The organism is Mesoplasma coleopterae, assembly GCF_002804245.1.
Classification (GTDB): Bacteria; Bacillota_I; Bacilli_A; order Mycoplasmatales; family Mycoplasmataceae; genus Mesoplasma; species Mesoplasma coleopterae.
This window is the reverse complement of the sequence record NZ_CP024968.1, coordinates 592570-610456: the sequence shown is the minus strand read 5'-3', so window position 1 is coordinate 610456 and position 17887 is coordinate 592570. Positions and strand designations below refer to the sequence as shown.

Here is a 17887-nt window from a genome sequence, read left to right as displayed (position 1 = left end):
ATTTTAAGTATATAATTCCATTAAGAAGGAGATAAAATGAATAAAAATTATTTTAGTTTAAAAAAGCAAAATACAAAAAAATGATTTTTGGATAACTATTCACTAAGTGATTGAAAATTCTGATTTAAATTATCTTTTGTAGTAATTTTATTAGCTGTATTAATTATGAGTTACTTGAAACCAATAATTAATTCAAGTATTTACGTAAGTCAAATTAACGATTTCATTAAGACAAATAGCATTAACAGTGTTTTAGAACTAATAGAAAAAGCTTCTCAAAGTGGAAGCCATGACTGATTAGTATCATCAAAAGAAAATGGTGAAATTGTTTGAAATGTAATAGGTTCTATTAGTTTTACAATAGTTGGTGAAAATAAAACTCTTCATGCTAACTATCAACCATTTGAAGATATTTGATTTAGAACTTCATTCTTTACTTTATTAAGTAATATGTTAGTTTTAGTTTGAATGACTACTTCATTAGTTAAACCAAAAAATGAAGGTCAAAAAGGATTATTAAGTACTAATGGTGCTATTTTAACAGCAACATTCATTACTATTACATTCTTAATTTACCAATTAAGTTTAAGACCAACTGTTATTGCAACAAGTTTGGGAAAAGGTGAATCTTTAACTCAAGCAATATTCCCTAGTGCTACATCAGTGATTGAAAATGAAGTATTTCATACATTTGGACCAATAGCATTTGTATTATATGTTATTTTAGGAATGCAACATGATTCAAAAGAAAATATATCAACTAAGTTTTTACATAAAAATTGAATGCAAGGAATCATAATTTTAATTAGCTATGGTATATATGCAATTATTAGAGGATTAATAAAAGAAGCAGGAGGAACAGCTCCAACTTCAATGTATGCTTACCCGTACTTTTTCTTACAAGTTACTACACCTGCTAAAGATGGTTTATTAGGAATACCAGGTATTGTATGATTCTTTATTTTTGTTGTTGTAATAGCAGCAATCTATATTGGTTTTTCATCATTATATAAATATTTAATAATTAAGAGAATTGATAAAAAATAATATATAAAATGGTCAGACATTAAAGTCTGATTTTTTTTATAATTATTTAAAAGTGCAAGTATCAATTTACATAATAAGATTTTTTTTATATACTTATATAGTATTTAATGGCGGCATAGCCAAGTGGCTAAGGCATGGGTCTGCAACACCCTGATCATCGGTTCGAATCCGATTGCCGCCTCCAAATAAATTCAATCGTTCAGACAGCTGAACGATTTTTTTTGCAAAATTTAATTTTATAAAAAATCTATTGTTTTTTTTACAAAACTTATTTATAATAAAAAAGTCCCTTAAATTAAGGTGTACCAATAATAACAAATGCGCCCGTAGATCAATTGGATAGATCGTTTGACTACGGATCAAAAGGTTGGGGGTTCGAGTCCCTCCGGGCGCACCAATTTAATTTTAATGTTATTATTGAAAAAGTAATAACATTGTCGTATCGGGAAGTGGCTCAGCTTGGTAGAGCATTCGGTTTGGGACCGAAGGGTCGCAGGTTCGAATCCTGTCTTCCCGACCATTATATTTTTTTTGTGGGCCCTTAGCTCAGCTGGGAGAGCACCTGCCTTGCACGCAGGGGGTCGTCGGTTCGATCCCGATAGGGTCCACCATTTTTTTACGGCGGGGTAGCTCAGTTGGTTAGAGCGTTCGGTTCATACCCGAAAGGTCGCGAGTTCAAATCTCGCCCCCGCTACCATAATTAAGGACCTTTAGCTCAGTTGGTTAGAGCATCCGGCTCATAACCGGACGGTCATTGGTTCAAGTCCAATAAGGTCCACCACTAGCTAATAATATGGTTGCAACTTGAATATTACATGGAAGATTACCCAAGTCCGGCTGAAGGGATCGGTCTTGAAAACCGAGAGTCGGGGAAACCCGAGCGGGGGTTCGAATCCCTCATCTTCCGCCATTTTTATCGCGGGGTAGAGCAGTTGGTAGCTCGTCGGGCTCATAACCCGAAGGTCGTAGGTTCAAGTCCTGCCCCCGCAACCATTTTTAATGGCCCCATAGCGAAGTTGGTTATCGCGCCTCCCTGTCACGGAGGAGATCACGGGTTCGAGTCCCGTTGGGGTCGCCATCGGTTGTGTAGCTCAGTTGGTAGAGCAGCAGATTGAAGCTCTGCGTGTCGGCGGTTCAATTCCGTCCACAACCACCACTAAAAAAAATTAAGCACTTATGTGCTTTTTTTATTTTTTTAAAAGAGTAAAATTAGTTATAAATAAAATAGGAGGTTAACAAAATGCATGCCCCAAAATTTAAAAAAATAATTTATTTTTCAATTTATGCAATAGTTTGTGCACACTTTTTGTTTGCCTTTTTGTTATCTTTTGAAGTTATGAAAACAGATGATTATCAAGCAACTAACGTGATTATTGAAAAAATTAATAATCTTTTTTCAATTATTTTAATAATATTGTTGACTTCAGAAACTATAAGATTCATTTCAAGAGATGATGAAGATTTAATTAAGAATAAAAATATTAATGTTTTAACTAAAAAAGAGAATATAAAGTCAATATTTAAACTTTTAGGTCTAATAATACCATTTTTAGCAATCAAGCTTGTACGATTTATATTTTTTAATAGGTTTAAAGAGACTTTGCCTTTATCTATTCAAATAGTTACCATTGTTTTCTTAGTGATGAGTATTATTATAATAAGTCTTATTTTATATATAGTAATAAAATATATTTTTAAAAAGAACTGACTAATTGAAAATGAAGGAGAAGTTGATCTTTCTTTATGAATTCAAAAATATGAACCAACAAACAACGAAAATGATGAATGTGATCAAAATAATGAAATTGTTTTTATTAATTTAATAAAGCATTTTTTAGCATATACGATTAAAAAAAATGAATTAACTTTTAAATATTTAAAGACTAAAATTAATAAAACTGAAAAAATGAGGATCATGCCACCTTTAATTAACTAACTTAATTTTATTTATTAAATAAAAGAAAGAGGTTAGGGAAATGAAAAAAACAATTACTTTACTAGCTGCGGTTAGTATTGTTGGAGGAGCAAGCGCAACAATTGTGTCTTGTTCTTTTAAGGGTGATAAAAATAAAGGCGGAACAACAGACCCAAAAACGGCTGATAAGGAAACCAGTCAAGTATTATTAAAAGCAGAAATTCAAAAATATTTGGATGAAAAAGAAGCATTTAATAGCAGAGAAGAAGCAATAAAAAATATTCAAAATAAAAAAGATTGAAAAACCGAAGGAATAGAATCATTAACAGGTAGTCTATACGGAAGCAATTCTGTTTCATCTATTCATATTAAGGCAAAATTAAAAAAAGGTTATGTATGACAAAAAGCATCAGTTGGAGAATTTGATGTAGTAATTAAAATTAATAACGAAAAGAACGTAAGTGAAGTTGCTAAAGAGTTAAGTATGACTTATTACGATAATGAAGATGAGGCTAAAGAAAGCATTAGAACTAAATTTAAATCGATTACTGGTGTTGAACAAGTTAGTGTTGTTAGAATATTAACAGTAAGAAGTCAATTAAAATTTGAAGTTAGTTTAAATTATAGAGATAATGTTCAAGGGCCAGAAAAACTAGAAGTTTTGATAAATTTAAAAAATAATTTAAGCACTGATATTTATGCTGCTAACCAGTCAATCAGTAAGGATAATAAAAAATATGAGTCAAAAGTTGCTGCTGCGAAATTTATTAAATCAACTTTTGAAAGTATAGAAGGTGTTGAAAAAACAAGTTTAGTTTGAGATCAGTGAGCACCTTATAACTATACTATTTCTATTAGATATGATGAAAAAAGCAAAGGTCCCGAAAATGCTGAGGGAGTTATACAACTTAAAACCAATTTGACTGAAGCTATTAAAACAGTTAAGAATAATTTTGAGTCAAAAGAATATAAAAGTTCAGTTTCAGCAAAAAGTGCAGTTGAATCTAATTTAAAAATTGAAGGGGTTTTAAATGCCGAGTTTTCTTGAGAAGATGAAGCAACATTGAAATATAATATTAAATTAACTTACTCAAATGATTTCTTTGGTCCATCTTCAATAAGTGGAACATTGTTAAAATATGAATCTGCAAGTTTTGATAAGATCGAAAATCAAACAATCGATATGAGAAAAACTAACAAAATATCAATTGATGTAAAAGGGAAAAATTTAACTAATAAGAAAATATCTGTTAGTTCAGATAATTCATCAATACAAGCAACTTATGCTGATGGAAAAATTACATTAGTTGCTAATGAGAATAAAAATATTCAAGCAGTGATTAAAATTTGAGATGAGGAAGAAAAAGAAGACGGAATAGAATTTACAACCATAATATTAGCAAAACCTGAAATAGTGTCTAAACTAGAACCAGAATATGGATGATATTTAAATCATGAAACATCTTTAGATATTATGATGAAAGATTTCGATAAAGCTAAAGGAGATAATCTTCAATTTATTTCACAACTTCAAGAAATTGAAAATTCTTTTCCAGTTTCAACATATGTAGAAATAAAACTAGTTCAAGATTCTGAAAATGAGCAAAAATTTACACTCTATTATAAATTTATTAAATCTTTACCAGAAAATGGCAAAGTAAAAATAGCTTTAAAATTGAATGGTGAAATAGGACCTATATTTACATTAGTTTCAAAACAAGAAACTGATATTTCAGAAAATATTGACAAAGAATTGAATAATATTAAAAATAATTATAATTGAAAACAAGGGCAAGAAAGCAATTTACAAAAACAAGTAGAATCTAATTTAAAATTAGTGAGCGGCATTTCTGATGTTTACTTTGAATGAATTGACAAAGAAGAACTATCATATAAAGTAACAATTAATTACAAATTAGGCAGTACAGGAGAAAAGGTTTTTTCAAATAATGGTACATGATATATGCCTGCTGAGTTTAAAAAAAAGATTCTTTAACTTTTGATATGAGGAACCCAACTTTAAATACATATGAAATTTATGGTAAAAATTTATCAGGTAAAACTTTTAAAATAGAAACTGATAATCCAGAAGTTATTGCTGAAACTGATGGACAAGTTAATATTAAAAACAACAGACAATTTTTAACTATTAAAGTTTCATCAACTGCAAAAGATGATGTTACAAGTCTCATAAATTTATATCAAGAAGATGATCCTAATCAAAAAATTGAAATAACAGCCAATATATTAGCCTTACCATATTTAGAAAAAATTGGAGATAATTGACCTTCATCAACTGCAAAAATTAAACAAGGTACAACTTTAAAATTAAGTTATGTAATTAAAAACTATAAAGCAAGTTTAGATGAGTTAACAACTCGTAGAGCAGATGATAAAAACATTGACGTTAAAACATACTTAGTAAATGAAAATACTGGTGAATTTATTTGAGAAATTTATGGTAGAACTGCTCAAGCATGACCAGGCTGAGGATCAACAGATGCAACTATTTGAATAAAATCAGGAAATTATGATTGAAAAGAATTAGCTAGAATTAATACGCAAGTCAAATAGCATTCATTTTTTTGATAACAACTTAAATGTTGTTATCTTTTTTATTTCATTGATTTTCTTATTGTTATATAATTAAAAATGTACAAAAAAAACAAGAGGAGAAATATCATGAGACAAAAAGTAATTTTCGGAAATTGAAAAATGAACGGAACTAATGCTGAACTTGTAACTTTTTTAAAAAAAGTTGACAAAGCTGCTAAAAAATCAGATGTAGTTGCAGGATTAGGATTACCATTTACATTATTATCAACAGGAATTGAAAAAGCAAAAAATGTTAAAGTTGCTGCACAAAATGTTCACTTTGCTGAAAAAGGAGCATTTACTGGAGAAGTTTCAATTTCAATGTTACAAGAAGTAGGAGTACAATATGTTATTATTGGTCACTCAGAAAGAAGAGAAATGTTTGCTGAAACTGATGAAACAGTAAACAAAAAAGCTACTGCATTATTAGCTGCAGGAATCACACCAATTATTTGTTGTGGTGAAACTTTAGAAACTAAAGAAGCTAAAAAAACTGTTACATTTGTAAACGCACAAATTAAAAAAGCATATAAAGGAATTAGTGCAGAAGATGCATTAAAAACAATTATTGCTTATGAACCAATCTGAGCTATTGGAACAGGTAAAACTGCAACAAGTGAAGATGCTGAAAAAGTGTGTGAAGCTATTCGTAAAAATTTAACAAAAATTTATGATGAAAAAACTGCACAACAAATTACTATTCAATATGGTGGAAGTGTTAACCCATCAAACATTGCTGAATTAATGTCACAACCAAACATTGATGGAGCACTTGTTGGTGGAGCTTCATTAAAAGCTGATGATTTTATTGCATTAATCAAATACAAAAAATAATTAATGAATGAAATTAAACTTTTAGTTTTAGATATGGATGGTACTTCTTATCACAAGATGGGAAATATTATCGAATCTAATATTAAGCCATTACAAGACGCTATTAAAACTGGTACTAAAGTAGCTTTTGTTACTGGAAGACCAGTTTTAGCAAAACCAAATAATTTAAAAGCTCATAATTTGGCCGAAGAGAATGCAATTTTAATTGGATGTAACTCTGGATGTATTTATGATTTAAATACTGAAAAGGTTTTAAAAAGTAGTCCAATTAAATCTGACCAAGCTAAACAATTATTTGAAGAAGTTAAAAATACAGATACAATTCTATGAGGATATGTTGATGATTTAAATACAGTTATTCTTTCAAGAAAAGTTAATGATGTTTATAATGAAGAATGTCATTGAGAAGGAAGATTTTTTGATGGAGAATATCTAATCTATGAAGATGTTAAAGATAATTTCAATTTTAACTTTTTCAAAATTTTAGGATTCAACGGTAATTATGATCTTTATGAAAAATTTGAAAAAGATTTCAATTTAAATATTGCAACTAATGATGGAAAAATTGCTGAAATCAATGCGCCAGGAATTAACAAAAAATTTGCGATTGATTGATTATCAGAATACTTTAATATTCCATTAGAAAACATTGCTGCAATGGGTGATGGTATGAACGATTTACCAATGATCGAACATGCTGGAATTGGAGTAGCTTTAAAAAATTCAGAACCAAAAATTAAAGAAGTAGCCCAAGTATATATAGATAAAGAAAACACAGAAGGTGCTGTTGCAGAATTTGTTAACAAGTACATTTTAAATAAATAACAAGGAGAAATAAAAATGAATGTTAAAAAACCTGTTATCTTAGCCATTTTAGATGGCTGAGGAATTGAAGAAGCTGGTGCTGGTAATGCAGTTGCTAATGCTGATCAAAAATTCGTAAAAGAAATGATGGGTATGTACCCATGAGTTAAAGCACATGCTTCAGGTGAATGAGTAGGTTTACCAGAAGGGCAAATGGGTAACTCAGAAGTAGGACATATTCACTTAGGTGCTGGAAGAATCAACATGGAATCTCTAGCAAAATTAAACCATGAAGTTAAAGTTGATGGATTTTCAACAAATGAAGTGTTAGTAGATACTTTTAAATATGTTCAAGAAAATAATAGTGCGTTACATTTAATGGGATTATTTTCAGATGGTGGAGTTCACTCACACATGAACCACATGATTTCAATGTATAAAGCAGCTGTTAAATTTGGTTTAACAAATATTAAATTTGATTTAATTACTGACGGTAGAGATACAGCTCCAAAAGTTGCTGAACAATATATCAATCAATTATTACAAGTTATTAAAGATAACAACAATATTGGTGAAATAGCTTCAATTAGTGGAAGATACTTTGCGATGGATCGCGATAAAAGATTTGAAAGAAGTGCAGCAGCATATACAACAATTACTGAAAGAAAAGTTGACCAACCTAAATTTACTGATCCAATTGAATATGTTAAAGCAGCATATGAAAATGGATTAGATGATGAAATGATTGTGCCAGCATACAATGCAAGTGTTGTTGATTCAGAATTAAAAGCAAATGATGCAATGATTTTTACAAACTTCCGCCCAGATCGTGCTATTCAAATGGCATCAATCATGACAAACAATAATTATCCAGCGTGAAATGATGAAGCATTCAAAGGTATTGAATTCATTGGAGACAAAATTAGATTTGTTTCAACAATGAAATATGCAGATAGTGTAACTTCACCATTTATAGCATACCCACCAACTCCATTAACTAATACTTTAGGAGAATACATTTCAAGTTTAGGATTAAAACAATTAAGAATTGCTGAAACTGAGAAAATTGCTCACGTTACTTTCTTCTTTGATGGAGGAAACGATTACTTTAAAAATGGTTTAGCAAAACCTGAAGAAATTACTTTACCACATGCAAGTATTGATTTAATTTCTTCACCAAAAGTTGCAACTTATGATTTAAAACCAGAAATGTCAGCTGTTGAAATTACAGATAAATTACTAGAAGAAGTTAAAAAAGACGAATTTGATTTAATTATCTTAAACTTTGCTAACTGTGATATGGTTGGACATACAGGAAATAATGATGCAACTGTTAAAGGTGTAAAAGTTTTAGATGAACAATTAAAACGTATTCATGATGAATTTGTCTTAAAACACAATGGTGTAATGGTTATTACAGCTGATCATGGTAATGCAGAAATCATGATTGATGAAAATGGTGGACCAAATAAGAAACATACAACAAGTTTAGTACCAATTATTGTTACTGATAAAACAATTGAACTAAGTAATTTTGATCCAGCTATAGCTAAGGTTGCACCAACAATTTTAGATATTATGGGATTGGAAATTCCTAAAGAAATGACTCAACCTTCAATGATTATTAAAAAATAAAAATAATAGTCATTTGTATAATTTAAAAAATAACACTATTAAAGTAATTTGAGGTGTTATTTTATTTTGTAAAAGCAGAAAATATAAGGATATTAAAAAAAATGTTAAATTATATATTTGAAAAGCCATTTAAAGGTTATATTTATTATTTATTGTTAAAAATAGAACATTTTATTTATGCTTTATAATATTATTGAAAAAGATATAGGAGAAAAATGAATAAAGAAAGAAAAATAACCTATCATGACATTTCTAAAAAGGCAAATGTGGCTATTGGTACTGTTTCAAGATATTTTAATGGTGAAAAAATTTCTGATAAAACAAGAATTAAAATTGATAATGTTTTAAAGGAAATAAATTATGTTCCTAATTTTGCAGCATCAACCTTAAGAAAGAAAAGTTCTGATATTTATGTTGTAACTCCTTCTTCAGAAAATGAAACAATAAATATGCCTCTAATTAATGGTATTAAATTTGAATTAAATTTAAGAAATATTAATTTTTTTCAGTTTATGTCATCACCAAATCCAGAAATGTACGAAAAAGATATTAAATATATAAATCAAAGAAATCCGTTAGGAATAATTTCTTTTATGCCTAAAAAAATAAATACTTCTTTGATTAAAACTCTTAAGGAAATAAAGAGTTCAGAGATAATAACATATAATTATGAAATCGAAGGAGTAAAACATCATTGTATAAATTTTCCAGAAATTTTTAAAAATTTAGCAGAAAAAATTGATGAGAAACTCCCGAATAATAATATTGCATTTTTAGGTATTAAAAATGCCGATACATTAAATCAAAAAATGTTTCAAGAGGTTCACAATAATTTCATAAATGGAATTAAAAAAAGTTCAGTCACTTTTCACTATTTAGAAAAAAATGACTTTTCATTAATAACTCAGTGAATGGAAAAAACAGCAGAATATTGCCCAGCAAATATAGTTGTTTGTGAAACTCATGTTTTAAGTGTATCTTTGTATGAATTTTTATATAGAAACAATTTAAGAGATAAATTTATAATATCAGATATAGGAAAAGATGATTTCTCTCAAAAAATGGTAGATGCAGATATAAAAATAACTATTGATTATTTTAAAGTTGGAAGGCAAATTGTTAAATCTTTTTTTGGTGAAACAACAACAAAAGAACAAATTTATAAAATAAGTTTTAAATAAAACATTAAAAAATGAAACGTTTCAATTTTTAATGTTTTATTTTGTTTTTTTGGTAACATATAATTTATACATGATAACATAGGGGGTGTTTTTATGAATAAATTAATAAGCTTTTTAGCAGCAGCAACTTTGGTAACAAATGGTGTTATTTTAGCTGTGTCATGCAATTCTATTTTGGTAGGGGACAAATTAGAAAAAATTCATGTCAAAACACTTGAAAAAAATTTACAAGATTTATTGAAATCAAAAACCGAACAAAAATGAGAAGTAAAGGATTTACAATTCGAAATTAATCAAAAATATGGTGAAGAACAAATAACAGTTCAAGAAACACAAACTGAAGTAAAAGAAATGACTGATGGTGTTTATAACCAAAATTGAAAATTCATAGGAAATGGAGAGCTAAATGATAAAAGTTCTTATATAGGTGAAATAACTTTAATTCACGATTGAAAAATGTATAAAGTTTTAGCTGCAAGTGAAATTCAAGCTGCAGCTAATAAGGTTAAAGGCGATTATGTAACTTTGGAGGCTGCTCAATCTGCAATTGAAAATGAGATACTAAGTATAACAGGTGTTAAATCAGTTAAATTTGAAACAAATAATTACAATTTAACAAATGAACAAGTTAAGTTCAGTGTTGAATTAGACGAAAATTATAAACTTGATGGGAGCAACACATTTACTGTTGATATAAGAATTGGCAAAAAAGAAATTATTAATTATAATAGCCTAAAACAAACTTTTGAAGAGTCGATAAATGAGGGTATGAATGATTCAGAAGTTGTTAATGCTTTAAAAAATATTCATAAACCAAATGGAGTTAAAACAATATCAGTATATAAAAAACAGCTAAATGAAATTGAAAATGCAGTTTTTGAAGTCAATATAACTATTGATGAAGATAACTATACTATTAGTTCAACGCATTTTGAAATTGAAGTTAAAGTTGATAACAAAGAAATAATTGATACAAAAGAATTAAGCATGTTATTAAATAAATTATCTATTTTATCATTTAATACTTCTAGTGAAACTGACCTTGAAAAAACTATTGAATATATTATAAAAATGAATACATCATCAGAAGTATTTGAATTAATCCAATTTTCAATAACAGAAGGAAAAATAATTGTCTCTCCTAAGAACAACATTAAGTATAAATTATCTAATGAAATTGAAGTAAATTTAAATGAATGAACAAACAATTCAAAAAATCAAAGTACTATTTATTATGACAATGAAACAGAAGCTTTTGTAGCTATAAATTTTGCTAATGAAAAAGAGCCTTCAGTCAGAGAAATTGATACTGAAACTATTTACCAAATTGGTTACAATTTTCAAGGCCAAGTACCTATTATGCCATCAAAAATTAGACAAATTAACAATTATTTACCAAGTGGTGCAACAAACTTAACAAATATGTTTTATCAATGTTTTGAATTTAATCAAGATTTAAGTTTATGAGATACTTCAAATGTTACTTCTCTGTATGGAACTTTCCATGAAGCAAGCAAATTTGATGGAAATATAACTAGTTGAAATACTGAATCAGTAACATTAATGTCATATACATTTGCAAAAGCCTCTCAATTTAATAAAGATATTAGCAAATGAAAAACAGAGAAAGTTACAATGATGGATCATATGTTTGAAAATGCTCTTAGTTTCAATCAAAATCTAAGTAGTTGAAATGTTTACAATGTAATTAATATTGATGATTTTGATGTAAAAACAGGAAACTGAAAATTAGCAAGACCGAAATTTGACAATAGTAGGAATATTGAAATAATTAATTCAGAATTATACTCATTAGTTAATGATAATGAACATAAGAATAAGGCTTGAAATAAGGAAGAATTACAACAAGCAGTAGACAAAAAATACGGTGCAGGTAAAATAGTTGTTATTATTTATTCTTTAAGCAAAAATCAGCATTTAGATGTAGAATTTCATGAAGATACATGAATGTTTATTGGTCAATGATCTTTATCAAATAAAAGATTAGAATATTCAAACTCAACTTCTATAAAACATAACTGAAATGTTAATGTTGTTTCTATTAATGAAATAGAAAATCTTTTAAATAATTTTTTAACAGAAGAAACACCAGAAAATCAGGCAATTGAAGAATATAAAAAATTTAGTGCTTCTGGTATTAAAGTTATAAGTTCTTTAAAAGAAGATAAAGATGACAAATTTATTAAAGTTAAATTGGAACTTATTGATTCAACTTACAAATGAAATGACTCAAATTTTAATGGCGAGTTTAAAGTAATAAGTGATAAAATAATTTTTATGAAAAATATTGATACAACAAGAATATATGAATTGTATGATCAAGTTGTAAAAAAAGATTTTACAGTTAACTCAAACTATAAATTTTTAGACTTAACCAAATCAATAGCATATTTAAATTTATCTGAAGAAGAATTTAACGCAATTGATTTTAAATTGTTTACTTTGAATAATGCGAGTGGTATTGTTGATATAAAAATTAAAGATCAATATAAAAATTACTATACACTTTCAGGTGGAGAAAAAAGAGTAAGTTACTACATGGCAGAATTGGGTAGAGATGGCTTAAAACAAGAAACAATAGCTGAAGACTCGAAAGGAAATATTCAAGTTTATCCGCCCACTGTTTCACTTGAAAATAAAAATGATGGTATTAAAGTTTATCAAATAGGTATAGATTATTACCAAGAAGCATTTGTAATAGGTAGATTGCCCGAAAACTTAGAAAAAATTTCTCCATACTTGCCAATTGAAATAACTTCTTTATATTCAGCATTTTTTAATTTAAAAAAATTTAATGATCCTAATATAAAACAATGAAATGTGTCAAGAATAACAAACATGAATGCAACTTTTGGCGGAGCTACGAGTTTTAATCAGGATATAAGTGGGTGAAATACATCAAATTTAAATAGTATGAATAATATGTTCAAGGGCGCAGTTAATTTTAATCAAAATCTAGGATTTTGAAATGTGAATAAAGTAAAATCTTATGAAAACTTTGATTCCAATACAAAGGCATGAGTTTTGCAAAAACCTTTATTAGCTAAGTATTAAATAAAACATTGAATATTCAATGTTTTTTATTTTGCTTTTTTAGTATTATAAAATAAAGTTAAAATATAAAAGAGGTACTAAATGAGCAAAAATAATATAACTTATCATGATATAGCAAAGGCTGCAAACGTTGGAATAGGAACTGTTTCAAGATATTTTAATAACTATAATATATCTGATAATGCAAAGAATAAAATAGATAAAGTAATAAAAAAATTAAACTATGTCCCCAATTTTGCTGCTTCAAATATTAAAAAACCAAGTAAAGATGTTTATTTAATATTACCTTATAATAAAGATGAAACTGCAAATATGGAAATTGTAAATGGTGTTAAAAGTTTTATGAACGAAAAAAACATAAATTTTTTTGTATTTTTTTCTTCTTCTGAAAGCGACAAATATATTAATGATTTAAAATATCTTATAAATAGAAATCCACTTGGAATTGTACTTCTCTTACCAAAAAATACTTCAGCAAAATTAATTAATGAAATTACAAATATTTCAACAACAAAAGTTATTGTTTATAATAGAAATATTAAAAACATAGAATCTATAAAAATTGATGATAAGAAAATGTTTGAAGAATTAGCATCAATAATAAATTTAAAATATCCAAGTAAAAAGATTGCATTTATTGGTTTAAATAAAAAAGATATAACAACAGGTAAGAATAGAATAGAAGCTTTTGAAAAGAAAATAAAAAATAAAAACTTTAAATACTACTTATTAGATCAAAACAGTTTTAAAGTTGCAGAAGAAATTATTGAAAAAATAATTGATGAAAACAAACCAGACATAATAGTGTCAGCAACACATACAATTTCAATGTCAGTTTTTAGTTTTTTAATGAGCAAAAAAGTTCGTGATAGATATATTACAACAGATATTGGTGGAATGGGTAAAAGTCAATTTTTAACTAACGCAGATATAAATATTTTTATAGATTATTTTTATATTGGATATCAATTAGGGAATAAATTACTAAATAATAAGTTTGAAATGGAAAATTTTTTCAAAATTATTTAGTTTTTTATTTTTTTGTTTTATAATATTTATGTTGGAAATGTTTCCAATAGAAAGGCAAAGATTATGGGTAAAAAAGAAAAATTACCACAAATGAAGATTGATTTAAAAGCATGATCAAAAGAACTTGTTGAATATCTTGGTGGATCTGAAAATATAATTTCAGCTACACATTGTTTAACAAGACTAAGACTTATTATTAAAGATGAAAATTTAATTAATAAAGCAAAAGTTGAAACAATGCCAAGCGTTAAAGGTACTTTTAAATCTTCTGGTCAATATCAAATTATTATTGGTACAGAAGTTGAGAAATACTTTAAAGAATTTGTAGCTGTTTCAGGTGTTCAAGCGGTAACAAAAGAAAAAGCAAAAGCCATTGCAAACCAAAATAATGGTGGATGATTTTTAAAATCACTTAATTTTTTAGGAGAAGTATTTATACCAATTATTCCAGTTTTAGTAGCTGGGGGGATTATATTAGGATTTAGAAATATTTTGGAGGCAGATTTTAATGGTTTTATAATTGTAAAATCTGGTCAGTTCTGACAGGGGCTTGATGACTTCTTATGAATTCCAGCTCAAGTTTGTTTCTGATGACTACCAGTTCATTTATGCTGAAGTATTTTTAGAAAAATGGAAGCTGACCAAGTTATGGGGATTGTTGTAGGATTGTGTTTATTAGTTCCACCTTTAATGAATGTTTATGAAGTTTCTGGTGAAGCTTCACAAGATGGTGGATTTAAATGAATCTGACAAATTATGGCAGGTATGGATGATGGAGGTTTTGACTGAGGTTTCATGAAATATCCTTGAAAAATTCAATATACAGCGCAAGTTATTCCTGCGTTTGCTATTGGTATTGTTGGTGCTTATATCAATAAATGAATTAAAAGAACATCACCAGCAGTTGTAAGTCAAATTGTTGTTCCATTAGTTACAATTTTACCAACATTTACATTAGCTATGTTTGTAATTGGTCCTGCAGGATTTATAGTTGCATCAGTTATTAGTTTTGCTATTTCATGAGCATTTACAAATAATATTGCAAAATACTTCTTCGGATTTATAATTGGTATGGTCTATGCGCCAATTGTTTTAACAGGAGTACACCACTTATTTAATGCAGTGTTCGTACAAGATACAATACAAAATGGAGGAAACTTCTTATTTATCGGTACATGTGCACAAGCAATTGCACAGGGAAGCGCAGTTCTTGGTTGAATATTAGTTAACAAAAAAGATCCAAGAGCAAAAGACGTAGGTATTCCTTCAGTTGTTTCAGCTTATCTAGGTGTTACTGAGCCAGCAATGTATGGTGTTAACTTAAAACATATGTATCCATTTGTAGCAGCTTCAATTGCTACAGGTTTAGGATTAGAATTAGCAGTTATTTCAGGTGTAAGTGCAACAAATTCAGGGAATGGTGCTTGATTAGGAATTTTAAATGTTCAAGTTGAATCAAAAATTGAAGGTGTTAATACTTGAATTGGAACTGGTTATACATGATTTATGATTTCTATGTTAATAACAGCAGCAACAGCTATTGGGTTAACAATGCTATTTTCAAAAGTTAAATATTTTGAAAAATTTAATATTGAAGTTAAGGCAGCAGAATTATTAAAATAAGAGAAATATTTAATTGATTCAAGAAATAAGAAAGGAAATTATATTATGAATTTATTAGCAAATACAGATTTACCAGGAATACTTCAAAAAACAAACCCAATGGCAGCAATAGGTTTTTGTTTCTTAATTGTTATTCCATCAATAGCTATTTTACTGTTTGCAATTTCGGGAAATAAGCAAGAGCAAAGTTCTCATAATAAGAAAATAAAAACTTATCGATATATATTATTAGGAATTACTGCAACATTTATAATAACAGGAATTGGAATGATTATAGCTTATAGTGTTTCTACAAAAGAATTTTATTTTAGTTCAAAATGAGTTGAAGAACAAAGAGCATATTTTCAAAATTTAGGAGTTACATTGCCTGAGAATGTATATGACTGACCTAAATTTGAATTGCCAAATTTTGTAACTGAAGGCAATCAAGAAAAATTTAAAATGATTATTAAATCAATTGAATATGCTATTAACAATCAATATATTTTAGCATAAATAACAAACTAAATAGAAAAAGGGAAAAAATGAGAAATGAAGTAATTTATCAGATATTCCCTTTAACTTTTTCTGATGGTAAGAAAAAAGGTAAAGGAAATATCAAAGGCATAATAAATAAATTAGATTATTTAAAAAATTTAGGCATAACTAGAATATGAATATCACCCTTTACAAAATCGCCTTTTAAAGATAGTGGTTATGATGTTTCAGATTATTGCGGAATAAATGAAGAATTTGGTACTATGGAAGAAGTGGAAATTCTTATATCTGAAGCAAAGAAAAGAAATTTAACAATTGTTTTAGATATAGTTTTCAATCACACTTCTGACCAACATGAATGATTTAAAAAAGCGTTAGCTGGTGATGAAAAATATATGAATTATTATATTTTTAAAGATCCAGTCAATGGTAAAGAGCCAACTAATTGAAAAAGTAAAATGGGTGGTTTAAGTTGAGAATTTGTACCTAATCTAAATAAATACTATTTACATTTATTTACAAAAGAACAACCAGATTTAAATTGAGAAAATCCGGAAGTTAGAAATGAACTAATTAATATATTGAAGTTTTGAAAAGATAAAGGTATTAACGGTTTTAGACTTGATGTTTGTAATCTTTATAGCAAACCCTCATCATTTGAAAATGATGAAATTGGGGACGGAAGAAGATTCTATACAGATGGAGCAAAAGTTGAAGAGTACTTTAACTTGATGCATAATGAAGTTTTTGGAACTGATAATGAAATATTTACAGTTGGTGAAGTTTCATCAACAACTAAAGAAAAATCAGCTAAATATGCTAAGGTAGAAAATAAAGAGCTTGATTCAGTTTTTACATTCTTACATTTAAAAGTTGATTATGAAAATAATGACAAATGAACAAATGTTAAGCCTGATTTAAACTTGTTTTGAAAATTACAAAAAGAATGACAAGAATATTATCAATTAGAAAATTCTACTTTAGCTTTATTTATGAATAATCATGATCAACCAAGAGCTGTTTCAAGATTTGGAAATGTAGATAAATATTGATATGAAAGTGCAACTTCTATTTTTGCATTTACTTCATTAATGCGTGGAGTTCCATTCATTTATCAAGGCGAAGAAATTGGTATGACAAATTTAACTTTTAATAACCTTAATGAATTTAAAGATGTTGAATCAATTGGAAATGCTAATGATTTATTAAAAATAAAATCAGAAGAAGAAGTACTTGATATTTTAAGAATTAAATCAAGAGACAATGCAAGAAGTGTGATGCAATGAAATGATGAATTCAATGCTGGATTTTCAGAAAAAGAAAATATAGATTTATTTGTTAATGAAAATTACAAAACAATCAATGTTAAAAACCAATTAAATGATGATAAATCTGTTTTAAATTTTTATAAAAAAGTAATTAATTTAAGATTAAATGAAGAAGTATTTAATGATGGAACAATAAACTTTTTTGAAAATCAGGATTATGCATATTCTAGAAAATTAAAAGATAAAGAAATAATTATATTAACAAACTGAACAACTGAAAATAAATTGATAAAATTAAAACTAGATAGCAATAATTGAAAAATAATTTTAAATAATTATGAAGATTTTAGTTTTGATTCTTTAAAACCTTATCAAGTAATAGCAATCGAAAGGAAATAAAAACA

The 17887-nt window shown here is 27.4% G+C and carries 13 protein-coding genes and 10 tRNA genes; all 23 read left to right on the top strand.

Features of this window, described 5'->3' with window-relative positions:
* The first annotated feature begins 36 nt into the window (after nt 1–36).
* The 23 genes from MCOLE_RS02785 to MCOLE_RS02680 all read left to right on the top strand — a co-directional run bounded on the left by MCOLE_RS02785 (nt 37) and on the right by MCOLE_RS02680 (nt 17882).
* Complete coding sequence (locus MCOLE_RS02785) at nt 37–1047, top strand: Pr6Pr family membrane protein (protein WP_100671241.1); 1011 nt, start codon at nt 37–39, stop codon at nt 1045–1047.
* Nucleotides 1048–1156: 109 nt separating this feature from the next.
* Nucleotides 1157–1231 (top strand) — tRNA-Cys (locus tag MCOLE_RS02780).
* Nucleotides 1232–1367: 136 nt separating this feature from the next.
* Nucleotides 1368–1444: transfer RNA gene (locus tag MCOLE_RS02775), tRNA-Arg, on the top strand.
* 46 nt (nt 1445–1490) lie between these two features.
* A tRNA-Pro gene (locus MCOLE_RS02770) sits at nt 1491–1567 on the top strand.
* A gap of 15 nt (nt 1568–1582) precedes the next feature.
* Nucleotides 1583–1658: transfer RNA gene (locus MCOLE_RS02765), tRNA-Ala, on the top strand.
* Nucleotides 1659–1667: 9 nt separating this feature from the next.
* Nucleotides 1668–1744, top strand: a tRNA-Met gene (locus MCOLE_RS02760).
* 7 nt (nt 1745–1751) lie between these two features.
* Nucleotides 1752–1828, top strand: a tRNA-Ile gene (locus tag MCOLE_RS02755).
* Nucleotides 1829–1864: 36 nt separating this feature from the next.
* Nucleotides 1865–1957: transfer RNA gene (locus tag MCOLE_RS02750), tRNA-Ser, on the top strand.
* Between the two features lie 7 nt (nt 1958–1964).
* Nucleotides 1965–2040, top strand: a tRNA-Met gene (locus tag MCOLE_RS02745).
* 8 nt (nt 2041–2048) lie between these two features.
* Nucleotides 2049–2125: transfer RNA gene (locus MCOLE_RS02740), tRNA-Asp, on the top strand.
* Between the two features lie 2 nt (nt 2126–2127).
* A tRNA-Phe gene (locus MCOLE_RS02735) sits at nt 2128–2203 on the top strand.
* A gap of 84 nt (nt 2204–2287) precedes the next feature.
* Complete coding sequence (locus tag MCOLE_RS02730) at nt 2288–2983, top strand: hypothetical protein (protein ID WP_100671239.1); 696 nt, start codon at nt 2288–2290, stop codon at nt 2981–2983.
* Nucleotides 2984–3023: 40 nt separating this feature from the next.
* Nucleotides 3024–4958, top strand: coding sequence for a hypothetical protein (locus MCOLE_RS02725; RefSeq protein WP_167373856.1), 1935 nt, complete (start codon nt 3024–3026; stop codon nt 4956–4958).
* Between the two features lie 8 nt (nt 4959–4966).
* A complete protein-coding gene (locus MCOLE_RS03715; protein ID WP_167373855.1) occupies nt 4967–5536 on the top strand; it encodes a hypothetical protein in 570 nt (189 codons plus the stop codon).
* Nucleotides 5537–5644: 108 nt separating this feature from the next.
* Complete coding sequence (gene tpiA / locus MCOLE_RS02720) at nt 5645–6391, top strand: triose-phosphate isomerase (RefSeq protein WP_100671237.1); 747 nt, start codon at nt 5645–5647, stop codon at nt 6389–6391.
* A gap of 3 nt (nt 6392–6394) precedes the next feature.
* Entirely contained in the window at nt 6395–7216 is an 822-nt protein-coding gene (locus MCOLE_RS02715; RefSeq protein ID WP_100671236.1) for a Cof-type HAD-IIB family hydrolase, read from the top strand.
* A 15-nt stretch (nt 7217–7231) separates the two neighbouring features.
* Nucleotides 7232–8830 carry a 2,3-bisphosphoglycerate-independent phosphoglycerate mutase gene (gene gpmI / locus MCOLE_RS02710; protein WP_100671234.1) on the top strand — a complete coding sequence of 533 codons (1599 nt, stop codon included), beginning with the start codon at nt 7232–7234 and terminating at the stop codon, nt 8828–8830.
* A gap of 215 nt (nt 8831–9045) precedes the next feature.
* Nucleotides 9046–10011, top strand: a complete 966-nt coding sequence (locus MCOLE_RS02705; RefSeq protein ID WP_100671231.1) for a LacI family DNA-binding transcriptional regulator — start codon at nt 9046–9048, stop codon at nt 10009–10011.
* A 93-nt stretch (nt 10012–10104) separates the two neighbouring features.
* Nucleotides 10105–13086, top strand: a complete 2982-nt coding sequence (locus tag MCOLE_RS02700; RefSeq protein WP_100671229.1) for a BspA family leucine-rich repeat surface protein — start codon at nt 10105–10107, stop codon at nt 13084–13086.
* 81 nt (nt 13087–13167) lie between these two features.
* Nucleotides 13168–14115, top strand: a complete 948-nt coding sequence (locus MCOLE_RS02695; RefSeq protein ID WP_100671227.1) for a LacI family DNA-binding transcriptional regulator — start codon at nt 13168–13170, stop codon at nt 14113–14115.
* A 63-nt stretch (nt 14116–14178) separates the two neighbouring features.
* Nucleotides 14179–15738, top strand: a complete 1560-nt coding sequence (locus tag MCOLE_RS02690; RefSeq protein WP_100671225.1) for a PTS transporter subunit EIIC — start codon at nt 14179–14181, stop codon at nt 15736–15738.
* 45 nt (nt 15739–15783) lie between these two features.
* Nucleotides 15784–16233, top strand: coding sequence for a hypothetical protein (locus MCOLE_RS02685; RefSeq protein ID WP_100671223.1), 450 nt, complete (start codon nt 15784–15786; stop codon nt 16231–16233).
* Between the two features lie 29 nt (nt 16234–16262).
* Nucleotides 16263–17882: an alpha,alpha-phosphotrehalase gene (locus MCOLE_RS02680; RefSeq protein WP_100671221.1), complete on the top strand. Its 1620-nt coding sequence runs from the start codon at nt 16263–16265 to the stop codon at nt 17880–17882.
* The last annotated feature ends 5 nt before the right edge of the window (nt 17883–17887 follow it).